This window comes from Streptomyces sp. NPDC019224 (genome assembly GCF_040632605.1).
GTDB lineage: Bacteria > Actinomycetota > Actinomycetes > Streptomycetales > Streptomycetaceae > Streptomyces.
This window is the reverse complement of sequence record NZ_JBEYCF010000072.1, coordinates 17,044-28,278: the sequence shown is the minus strand read 5'-3', so window position 1 is coordinate 28,278 and position 11,235 is coordinate 17,044. Positions and strand designations below refer to the sequence as shown.

At 70.7% G+C, this 11,235-nt stretch carries 6 protein-coding genes and 1 pseudogene; all 7 read left to right on the top strand.

Annotated features, from left to right (window positions below):
• Positions 1–105 precede the first annotated feature (105 nt).
• The 7 genes and pseudogenes from ABZ564_RS30440 to ABZ564_RS30410 all read left to right on the top strand — a co-directional run bounded on the left by ABZ564_RS30440 (position 106) and on the right by ABZ564_RS30410 (position 10,984).
• A complete protein-coding gene (locus ABZ564_RS30440; protein WP_360862409.1) occupies positions 106–741 on the top strand; it encodes a GNAT family N-acetyltransferase in 636 nt (211 codons plus the stop codon).
• 84 nt (positions 742–825) lie between these two features.
• On the top strand, positions 826–1,281 hold the full coding sequence (locus tag ABZ564_RS30435; protein WP_360862408.1) for a hypothetical protein: 456 nt from the start codon (positions 826–828) through the stop codon (positions 1,279–1,281).
• A 459-nt stretch (positions 1,282–1,740) separates the two neighbouring features.
• A pseudogene (locus ABZ564_RS30430) lies at positions 1,741–2,911 on the top strand (helicase associated domain-containing protein); the annotation flags it as partial.
• Positions 2,912–2,970: 59 nt separating this feature from the next.
• Positions 2,971–3,105, top strand: a complete 135-nt coding sequence (locus tag ABZ564_RS30425) for a hypothetical protein (protein ID WP_360862406.1) — start codon at positions 2,971–2,973, stop codon at positions 3,103–3,105.
• Positions 3,106–3,681: 576 nt separating this feature from the next.
• Entirely contained in the window at positions 3,682–4,854 is a 1,173-nt protein-coding gene (locus ABZ564_RS30420; RefSeq protein WP_360862404.1) for a hypothetical protein, read from the top strand.
• Positions 4,851–8,219, top strand: coding sequence for a hypothetical protein (locus ABZ564_RS30415; protein ID WP_360862402.1), 3,369 nt, complete (start codon positions 4,851–4,853; stop codon positions 8,217–8,219). The genes ABZ564_RS30420 and ABZ564_RS30415 overlap by 4 nt, the downstream gene beginning before the upstream one ends.
• Positions 8,216–10,984 carry an RNAseH domain-containing protein gene (locus tag ABZ564_RS30410; protein WP_360862400.1) on the top strand — a complete coding sequence of 923 codons (2,769 nt, stop codon included), beginning with the start codon at positions 8,216–8,218 and terminating at the stop codon, positions 10,982–10,984. Before ABZ564_RS30415 ends, ABZ564_RS30410 begins: the two co-directional genes overlap by 4 nt.
• Positions 10,985–11,235 lie beyond the last annotated feature (251 nt).

Here is an 11,235-nt window from a genome sequence, read left to right as displayed (position 1 = left end):
AGCGAAGACCTCGACACCCTGCACCCCGAACCGTGGTGATCACAAACAGCAAAACTGCAGGTCAAACACCTGATTGGTTGGACAACAGCTAGTGAGAGGACGCTCGTGGGACGAGTCAAGCCCGGAAAGACCCGGCGGCGACGCCATGACGACCTGCCTCCCGGCGTTCGGATCAGGGAGGCCCGGCCTGGGGAGGGCACGGCGTTCACCGATCTTGCCGCGCTCGCGATGGAGGGACACGGCGACTTCGACGATCGCGAGGCCATGAGTGAGACCGTTGACGCGGGCGGTCCGTTCATCAGCCGGTTCGGGGCCGGACGGTTCCTGTTTCTGGTGGCCGAGCACACGTCGTCCGGGCGAATCGTCGGCGTCTCGTCCAGCATCCCGCCGCTGGCCGTTCTCGACGGCATGGAGCGCAATGGGGCAGATCCCGTTGTCCTGGGCGCTACGGCGATGGCCTACGTCAAGGTCCGTGCCCTGTCCGTCGCAGACGACTACCGCCGTCAGGGCATCGCTTCTGCGCTTCTGGCCAAGGCCCTGGCCGTCCACCGTGATCACCGCGCGTTCTTCGCGTACGGGCAGTTCACCGCCGGTGACGCCGCCCTGGCACGGTTCTACCGGCGCCACGGCTTCACCGTTCACGCCCCGGCTGAGCCGGTCATTCTTCCGGGCAGCTCCCGCCACCGTGATGTCGGTGCCTCACCCTTGCCCGGCGAGCAGATGTTCTCGCGCCCGATCTAGGTGGGGGTGCGTCAACGCACGGCCCGCGGTCGGGGGCGGGCCGAGTCGCGGCCCGGCCTTGGACGGGGAGAGGAGTGGTGGGCGATGAGCAAGGAACTGCAGGGCATGGCCTCCTGGACGGAGTGGGTGCCGCTGATCAGCGCGGACCCGCCGCCCTCACCGGGCGTCTACCTGGCCCGGCAGGGGGCGGGCGGTCCCGTGGTCTACGTGGGGGTGGGCGCGGGGGCGCGCAAGGGCGGTGGGCTGCGCGGGCGGTTGCGGCGCTACACCAGCGGCAAGGCGCTGGCCTCCGGGCTGGGTGAAGGGATCTTCGACCGGGCGCTGGCCGACCGGGACTGGTTGCGCGAGCGGCTCGCGGAGGTGGAGAGCGGTCGGCCGATGCGGGCTGTCCAGTGGGGCAGGGCCGCGCTGGTGTGGGCGGATCTGCATGTGTGCTGGGCCCTGTCCGAGGACCGTGAGGAGGCCCTGGCCCTGGAGCGTCGGGTGCTGGCGGTCCAGGGGGTCGACTGGTGGAACCGGGCGCACCGCGCCGGTCAATAGCTCACCGCGTGGGCGCTGTCCCTGGTCGGCTACGGGCCGGGCCGGCAGAAGGGAGACCGGGCTGGTGACCTGGGGGTCAGGGGTGCGGTGGAGCGGTAGCGCGGTGGATGGTGAGTTCGCTTGAGGGGGCAGGGGTGATGAGGCGTTCCAGGGCGGATTGCAACCGTTGGGCTTCGCCGCGTACCTGGGCGGGGATGTCGCCTCGTTCCGCGATGAGGCGGTGGTAGATCGGGGTCTCGTGGAACACGGTGGGCGCCTGTCTTCCGGGGCGGGCGGGGGGTCAGGTCTGCGGGTCGAGGCCGAACTGGTTCATCAGGTCGGTGAAGAGCTTGTGGGCGGCCTCGTCACGGGCAAGGTCGCCGTCGGAGGGGGGCAGGCTGGTGGTGACGGGCTGGATGCGGAGCGGGCGGCGGGCGTCGTGAGCGATTTCGGGGAAGGCCCCGCCGTACTCACCCCTAGATAAAGGGCCTGCGCTCGCACGACGAGCGCCTGGTCGAGCAGCTCGCCTCCCGCGCACTCACCAGCGGCCAGCGCACCATCCACGTCCAACGCGACGAGAACGGGCAGATCCTCGGATCCGGCAGCGAAAGCGACGGAGAGGACCAAGAGCACGACGACGGCACCGACGCGGCAGCCGAGTCCGTGCTGCTCCACTTCTCCAGCCCCCGCGACGCAGCCACGATCGCCGCATTCCTCCGGACCCGGGTCTACCGGCCCGAATCCCTGGTCTGGCTGGAGGGCTACCAAGCCCTCATCCGGTGGCGGAAGGAGAACAAGATCGCCGGTCTCCACGCCGTCCCGTACGACACCGAGGTCGAGCTGGGGATCACGAAGTCGTTTCCGCTCGGCCGGTGGGTGCATCAGCAGAGGAAGGCGCTGCGGGCCGGGGAACTGGAGGACCGGCGCAAACTCCTCCTCAACCTGCCGGAAGCCGGGATGGTCTGGGAACCCGGCGAAGAAGCATGGGAGACCAAACTCGCCGCCCTCCGCTCCTACCGGCGCGCCACCGGCCACCTCGCACCCCGACAGGACGCCGTCTGGGACGACCCCACCGGCCCCGGCCCCGTCCCCATCGGCCAGATCATGGCCAACCTCCGCCGCGAGGGCACCAAGAACGGCCTCGGGAAAGACCCGGACCGGGCCGCGGAGCGGGCGGCGCAGCTCACCGCGATCGATGCAGACTGGAACTGCCCCTGGTCCCTAAACTGGCAGCGGCACTACCAGGTCCTCGCCGATCTCGTCGACGCCGACGGCCACCTGCCCCACATCGCGCCCGGCGTCATCTTCGAAGGCGACGACATCGGCACCTGGCGGTGGCGGCAACAGGAACCGGGCACCTGGGCGCAGCTCCTGCCCGAACAGCGCGAACGGCTCACCCAGCTTGGCATCCAGGGCGCAACCGCGCCGCCGGCCACCCCGACGACGTCGCGTACGGTCAGGGGCCCGGCGAAGGCCGGGAGCAACGGACCGGCCCGTACCGCGCTCGGCCGTCGTCGAGATCACCGTCAATGGCCAGAGCGACCCGGCGCCCCACAAACTGGGTGTATGGCTATCCAACGCCCGCTCACGCCGCGACAAGCTCACCTCAGAGCAACTCGGCGCACTCGCCAACTTCGGCATCGCGTGGGCGGGCCCGGCCCCGGAGCCCGAGGCTGCCCCGGAGCCGTCCGCGGCGCCGCCGACGGCCCGGTGAAGCGGGCTGTGAAGGAGCACCACGACGAGTGCAACAAGATGCTGTACGAGGGTGGCACCTGCACCTGCGGCCTCATCAAGCGACTAGGGCTGCACTCCGAACGAGAGAATTTCTACTGCGACAACCTCTGACCGCTCCGGGCCGAACCGGATTCCGGCTCAGGTCTTCAACGTCCTGGGCACGTTCCACGGGCGGGACCCTGGCCGGTCACTCCCTGGGCCGCTCCCGGCGGACGGTATGGGTGCGCCAGTCTCCAAGAGCCTCCATGGCCTCCTTCGGCCAGAACTGCTCGCCGCAATCACAGATCCAGACCATCCCGGTCCCACCCGGCCAGACATAGTTGTCGGACCAGGGCTTGTGCTTGGTGCGCCAAGCGTGCCACGCCGCTCGAATTGCAGGATCCACTGACGTTCCCCTCTTCGTGTTCGAGGTCTCAGTGTCCCGTTAACGGTGAGCGCCCCGTACTGCAGTCCGACAACCCTGTAGAGCGAATCGTTACGCGGCGAGCGCCACCGGCCGACCCACCCACGTCGGCGCCCACCGGATACCGGCCCCAGAACTCGTGGCGGGACCGAGATCACCGAATCGAGGGAAGGTCCTCGGGCTCCCGTGCCCTCCCGCAGGGCGGAGGTGTTGAGGTTGCGGCATGGGCTCGATGCGGTGCGGGGAGGACCTGGGTGTCAGCGGTGGCGGGGACGGCAGCGGCCGTGCAAGAGCTCGACGTGGAGCAGCGCGCGGCGCTCGATGCCTGCGTGGTCGCGGCTTTGGCCTTGAGCAGCAGTGAAGGGGACGCGCAGGGGCGGATGCGGCTGCTGATGGAGTGCCATGGTCGCTATGTGCGCTCGTTCGGGGTTTTCGAGCAGGCGCCGTCGTACGAGGTGTTCGCCCGTCGGCTCCGCGGAAGCCGGGTGAGTAATCTTCTGCCCGGGCGCCCTCAGGAGTCTGTGTTCGGCGAGCTGTGGCTGCTCGATGAGGACGGCATGCCCAGTTCGGCGCTGCACCGGCTTGCGGTGGAGGCTTCTGAGCACGGCCATCTGGCCCCGGGGATCGGTGCTGACATCCGCCATCTGCACAGCCTGCTGCGGGCGGTGGGGATGCTGCCGGTGGGTACCGGGCTGTCGCGGATCTCCGGCGAGGCCGTCCAGCACGCTGTCTTTCGCGCGCTGCGGGCCGTCGGCTTCGAGGCGTACACCCTGGGCCGGGAGGCGATGGTCCGCACGCCCGTTCTGACACGGCGTGTTCTGTCTCGGAACACCGCGTTGGTGGAGCTGGGCGCGTACACCGGTATCTCCCCGACGCGGCAGTTCGGCGGTCTGTGGGCAGCGTGTCCGATGTGCGGATGGACGATGCGAGCCACCTACCGTCCGAGTGGTGTAGTGGATGTTGAGTGTGAGGACGAGCGCCACAGTCTGCTGGGCGCCCGGTACCGGGCCGAGGCGACTGCGATTGGGGGCTGGTGTCTGGCGCCGTGCGGTGAGCTGCGGACCGTGCCGGAGCTGCTGCCCGTGGAGGGCTATGTGGCGTTGCCCTACGCCCTGTGGTTGTGGGTGACGCTCCCGGGCCTGCTGGAGGTTGAGCTTCGCGACCGGCTGGCCGCCTTGGGCGCGGACGTGCGGCTGTGGCCGTTCGGCGACGCCTATGACCTGCATGTCACTCGTGCTGGCGGGTCCAGGGTGTGGCGCGTCGACGTGAAGACGTGGGCCGACCCGTACGGGCTGGCTGAGAGGCTGCGCGAGGAGCCCGACGGGCACGGTGAGCTGTGCTTCGTGGTGCCTGAGCACCTGCGGGGGTACCTGCCGCTGCTGCGCCGGGTGGTGCGAGGCAGCGGGGCCCGGGTGCTGACCGATGCCGACCTGGTGGCGGAGGTGGCGGGGGCGTGAGCAGGACGCTTGCCGGGGCTCTGGCCCTGGCCGAGTATCTTCTTCCCGCCCGGTTCCGTGACGGGCGGCAGGTGGTACGCGTCGCGGACGCCCATGTCCTGCTGAGCGGGCACGCGCCGCGCGTCGTGGCGGGCTGGGAGCAGTGGTCGGAGACGGACAAGCAGCGCCTGGGCGCGCTGTTGGGCACCCGCCATCGAGGTGAGGCGCTGCTGCACCACGTCGAACGGACCGTCTATAACGTCTTCCAGACGCCGGACGCGGACGACCCGCTGCTGGCTCTCTACGCGCTCGGATACCACGAGCGAGGGCGAGCTCTTGAGGTGCTGCCGGTTCACGGGCAGGACCCTTCGGACGTCGCCGACCGCCTGCTCGTACCGGCCGTGCCCCGGAAGTTGTTGCGGGTCGCGAGCGGGTCGGGCTGGTCGGCGCCGACATCGCGGGGGCGGGTCCAGCTCGCTTTCCCCGACGAGCAGCGTGTGTACAGGCCGCCTCAGGTCGTGACCGCGCCGTCGGTGGAGTTGGTGGTGGACGCTGATGAGCTCGGCTGGCAGAGCCGGGACACCGACCAAGGCATGGAGGGGCCGGCTTTCCGTGAGAGGCAGATCGCGCTGCTGTTGCGCGGGACGATCGGTGGCGGGCAGCGCCCCCTGGAACCCGTCGTCCTGGCGCCGGGCCGGACGCATTTGCTGAGTGCGCCCCCGGGCGTGGGCAAGAACGTCTTCGGCCGGGGGCTGGCGATCCAGCAGGCGGGCCTGGGCCGCATCACCGTGCTGGTGGTCAGCGACAACGGCGACGTCTACGGCGAAGCCTCCACCTTCCAGCAGGAGCTACGGGCGGCGGGCGTCAAGGAGACGGCCACGCCGTTCATCGCCCCGAACAGCCGGTACGACTTCGCGCTGCGCTCCGCCGCGAAGCTGGAGGGCACCGGTGTGCCACTGGCGCAGGCACCGGCGAGTATTGCCTTCCTCGTCGACAACTCCGCCTACGGGTGCGCTGTGCAGGCGCAGCTGGAGGGACGTGATGCGTTCGAGGGTGGCAGGGAGCCGTGCACGGTTTCGGCGTCGGATGCTTTCGGGCAGCCGGAGCGGGCGCTGTGCCCGTATGTGTCGTCGTGCGGGAAGTTCTCCCATGTCGAGGCCGCGACGACGGCCAGGATCATCGTGACTACCCACGCCTGCTTTCAGTCCGGGATGATCAAGGTTCCGGTGGAGGTCGACGGGGAGGTCCGCAACAGCATCAGCGTGCGGGAGTTCCTTCTGCGTCTGGCGTCCTATGTGGTCATCGACGAGGTCGATGCCTTTCAGTCGCGGGGGTTCGGGGAGTGCGGCGTGCTGGAGCTCGCGTCCCGCTCCCGCCCGACGACGGTGCTGCGGCGCATTCGCGACAGTCTGCACCAGGCGCCGCCGCGGCTGGCGGTGGCCGTGCGCCGGCCTCTGACCCGTGCGGTGTTCTTGGCCGAGCAGCTACTCGACCTGGTGGCCGGAGAGGAAGTATGCACCGAGGTCGCCCAGGCCCGGGCTCTGGCCCGCGGGCAGGACCCGCGCCGGGCGCGGGAGATCGTGCAGGACCGCAAGCGCTGGTACCAACCCCATCGATGGGACCGGCATCTGCTGGAAGACCTGATCGGAGTGGATCCCGAGGCCGCGGCCACCGCCGAGCAGGCCGACTGTCTGCAGGCTCTGCTCCCGCGCGTGGCCATCCGCCCGGGCGACCGCCCTTCCGGCGCCGTGCTGCCGGATCGGCTGCTGCCCATTCCGGGCGTGCTGGAGCGGATGCTCACGATCGACGAGGGCGGGGAGTGGCAGCTTGCCCCCTTCAAGGACGACCTGCGGGAGATCGTCTCCGCCGCGCTGCCCGCCTTCTGCGCTGCCGAGGACGGAGCCGATGAAGCCCCGGCCGAGTCCACGGTTCCGGCGCAGCGCGGGCTCGACCGGCCGGAACAGGCGCGGGCGCTCTCGCGTGCCGAGGTCACCGCCGGGGTTTTGCACGCGTTGATGATGAAGACGTGGCTGACAGCCATCGTCCACACGATGTTCGACCTGACGGACCGGGCCGGCGAACTCACGGGGCACGGCATCGACGCGGCCGCCGAACTCGCCGACGCCATCGGCCACCAGCGCGCCGGCACCGTCGTCCCGTTCGGGCCGTTGGGCCGCCAGCTGGGCGGGTTCCGCTTCGAGGGGCTGGACGATCCGGGTGGCCACGCAAGTTTGAAGATGGAGGTGCTGCGCGCGGACCCCCACACCGAGACGCAGTTCCTCGGCAGCATCGTCTCCCTCGCTCTGAGCGGCCGCCAGCGCACTGTCCTAGGGATGTCCGCCACCGGCTTCATGCCGGGTGCGGCACGCACCCATCTGCTCGCCCGCCCCGACTGGGCCATGCCCGACACCCTCCGCGATGGTCTGACCATCTTCAACAGCACCCCCGTCGCCGACGGAAAGCTGTTGGCCGTCGGCAGCACCCCCTACCGCGAACGCGACCAGCGGGTCATCGCTCTGGCCGCCGGCTACGCACCGGGTCTGGTGCGCGACCTGGACCGGCTCGCCGCGGACGCACGCACCCGGCACCGCGCTCGGGCCCTGATCACCGTCAACTCCTACCGGCACGCCCGCCTGTTCGCCCAGGCCCTGTACGACACCGCGCTCGCCCGTGGACGGCGGCTGCGGATCTACGTCGCCGCCGCGGACACCCCTGACCTTTCTCTGCCTCCGGTCTGCGATGCGATCGGTCAGCTCACCCGCGACCGTTTCGCGGAGCTGGCGGATCTGGACGGCGAGGTGCTCATCTCGCCGCTGCCACGCACCGAGCGGGGCCTGAACGTGCTGACCGTGTTCGAGGGCGTCGCCGTGTCGGCCATCACCCTGATCGCCATGGGTGTGCGGCCGGTCATGCCGGCCGACGAACCAGCGGTGCTGGCGGCCAGTGTCGCCGCCCGGGCCTGGCGCGACACCGCGCCCGGCGACGACCCCGCCGCCGTTCTGGCCCAGGCCCGGACGGCGGCCAATGCGCACCTGCGCCTGAATCTCAACGCGCCCAAACGCTTCTCCGCCCTGCCCGACGAGCTGAAGTACGAACTCGTCGCCACCCTCCTCGGACAAAGCGTCCAGTTGGCAGGCCGCGGACGCCGCGGGCAGACCCACGTCGAGCTCCACTTCATCGACGGCGCCTTCCACGACCCCACCTGGGGATCCGACCTGCCCACCCTGATCCGCGGGCTGCTCGAGCAGTCCCCGCAGGAGGACCTCGCCCAGCTCGGCACTTCCTACGGCCACACCATCGAGGAAATCGCCGAGTACGCCCACGCCCAGCACCTGCTCCCCGCGCTGCGGGCGGGCTTCGACTCCTACCTGGGAGAGTACGCATGAGCCGCCCGCTCGACAGCGTCGCCCGCAAGCAGGCCCGCCTGCTGCAGTTCCGCACCGCTCCCAGCGACCTGGGCGAGGTAGTCGCCTACCGGCCCGGCGCCCCCGCCATGGACCTGGCCACGGAGCTCTCGCACGAGTACAAGCGCAACGTCGGCACCGGTCTGGATGTACAGCCTCCCTACCGGGCACTGGAGAGTGTCCTGCGCGCGGCGGCGGGCACCTGGGCGCGCTGGCAGTGGAACGACGGCTGCTACGAACTCCTGTGCGCGGCACCGATCAGCGCCGAGGACCGACGCGACGTGTTCCGCTACTGGGCCGAAGCCGTGGTCCCCGGCCCCGACGGCCTGCGCATCGGCGAACACCTGGCCGAACTCCTCGCCCAGGCCGAACCCCGGCCTGCGGTCCTGCCCCCGCCGCCGAGCGCCGGCAAGCGCTCACGCGGCTGGTGGCCGGGCGAACTCGCCCGCTGGCGCCTGGCCGAGGAACTCGCCGCCCTCGAGTGGCCCCGCAACAACGGCGCCCCCGTCCGTTTCACCCTGTGCACCGACGGCCGACTGGCCGCGATCGGCCACGAACTACCCGCCCCGCCCGACCGTAAGGGCATCGTGCGCCACCTGCTGCCCCGTATCACCCTCGGCACCGCCGCCAGCGGTCACTCCCGGCGCCACGCGCTGACCGTGAACGCCACCACCACCCTCCTCGCCACCTCCTGGAAGGGGGTCTCCACCGTGCTGCTGGCCAACCCCGACCAGCCACTCGTCGTCTCCGCGGCCACCGACGGCCCCCCGTGGAAGCGCCGCCTCAACGTCCCCGCGGTAGCCGCGAGCCGCCGCCTGGCAGCCCTGCCTCGCCTGAGCGCGAGCGTGCCGCCCTTCCCCGAGCACCTCGCCGACGACGCCTTGGCCGGCACCACGCCGGGCCCGGTCTGGGCCGTCGCCCCGGCCAGTGTCCGCACCCCCGGCCTGGGCCGCGGACACGGCATGGAGTTCTTCCGCCGCCTCGAGGAGGCCATCGACACCCAGTGCGAGAAATACAGCCACCGCAGCCCCGTGTTCATCGAGGTCCCCGGCATCAAGGTGCCGCCCACCGAGAGCGGCTCACGCATCAGCGGACCCATCGCCCTCGAACGAATCCCCGCCGCCCTGGACACCGCCGGCGTGAGCACCCTCCTCGTCCCCGTACTGTGGAGCACCGACGAGGTTCGCGCCCGGGTGAAGGGCGCGATCGCCGACCAGTGGGGCCCCGGCGAGGACTGGCAGGCCCTTGAGGGTTTCGCCGAACCAGTCGCCGGCGGGCGTATCGAGGTCCTCTTCCTCGAAGACAAGGCCGGTGCACTCGGACACGGACCGCGCAGCAGCGCGGAGCGCGAACAGGACCTGGCGCAGATGCTCGCCCCCTATACCCGCGAGGACACGCTCGTCGCGGCGATCTGCGAGACCGACTGGGACCCCGATCGCTGGTACCCGAGGGTCGAAGCCCGGGAGAAGGCCGAGGCCGAGGACGGCAAGTGGCCATCGAAGCAGGCTCTCGCACGTCTCTCAGCGACCTCCCAGTACATCAAGCAGGCCCCGCCGCCGGTCCCCACCCACACCCGGGAAGGCAAGCCCTACAACGAGAAGTACCGCGCGAAGAAGGTCGCCTCCCGCCAGAGTGGCCTCGACAGCTCGACCGCGAACGTGCTGCGCGAGATCCTCAGCGGCGTCGGCGCCACCGACCACCGCCTCGGTGCCGCGTTCGGGAAACTGCCGCTCGAGAACTGGTGGCACATCGGCATCCACGTGCGCCGCCACGCCCCGCGCCGCACACCCGGCAAGCGCCGCACCGCCGAACCGGCACCGATCACCGTGACCCTCACCGCCATGCGCCCCACCGGCGGAAAGGACGACCCCTGGCAGGTCTGGGCCTACAGCCCCCAAGCCGGGCAGTGGCATCCCCACAGCCCGGCCACCACCGCGCTGCACGCCGCCGACCTCGCCTGGGACGTCAGCGGATACCACGCCGCCGCGGACGAGACACTGCAGGCCCGCGCCGCCGCCGACATCGTCGAGCAGGCCCTCATCCTTGCCCGCACCCAGCTCCCCGCAACAGCACCCGCCGTGCTCTACGTCGACGGCAACGCCGCCGAACACATCTGGGCAGGCCTCACCGACGAAGCCCTGGGCCAGAACCCGCCCCCCGACATGCCCCAGCCCGCGTCCTGGCTGCCCGGCCACAGCCTCCCCCGCGCCCAACGCCCCCTGGCCACCGTCCGCGTCATCAGCGACCTGGAACGCATCGGCCGCCCCACCGGAGCACACATGCGCACCAGCGACGGCACCTGGCGCGCCACGGACACCACCAACAGCCTCTTCCAACTCGCCACCGACGACGGCGCCATCACCTACCCCGACCTCCTCCTCGTCAACGTCCCCCGCACCTGGGCCGCCGGCCCCGCCGGTCGCTTCGGCAAGGACGAGACCCGCTTCGACAGCAGCAGCCAGAGCAAGAACGGCTACGCCCACACCGCCACCCGGTTCACCGTCATCGCCCAGAGCCCTGACGCCGACTGCGACCTCATCGGAGCCGTCGCCGCTGTCCTGACCAACCAAGGCATCACCTCCGACGTTCGACAGAGCACCCCCACGCCCCTCCACCACGCCCGCAGGATGGACACCACCCACCCCTACTACCGCCGCACGGCAGAAAGCACCGAAGACGCCTCCGACGGCGCGGATGCCGACGCAGACGAGACCGGCCCGCAGGACGAAACGACGATCGGCCTCTAACCAGCGCCTGGCCTCGCCCCCTGGGATCACCGGCCACCTTGACGTCCCCGCCCGCTGGCTTGCAGGGCGCTGCGGACTTCACGCAGGGGCGGACCATGACCGTCTGATCGGACCGCCCTTCGCTGGTGAACGGAGGCTTCGCCCACGGGAACGGCAGCAGTACCACCCCGGGCTGAGTGGTTCAGGGTCGGCCACCGGGCAAGTCCTAGCAACGACAGAGTGTCAGTGCGGGGTGGGATGCTTGCCTGACG

Excerpts from the sequence above, each read along its gene's own strand:
- ABZ564_RS30435 (WP_360862408.1), top strand. The coding sequence starts at position 826 with ATGAGCAAGGAACTGCAGGGCATGGCCTCCTGGACGGAGTGGGTGCCG.
- ABZ564_RS30410 (WP_360862400.1), top strand. The coding sequence starts at position 8,216 with ATGAGCCGCCCGCTCGACAGCGTCGCCCGCAAGCAGGCCCGCCTGCTG.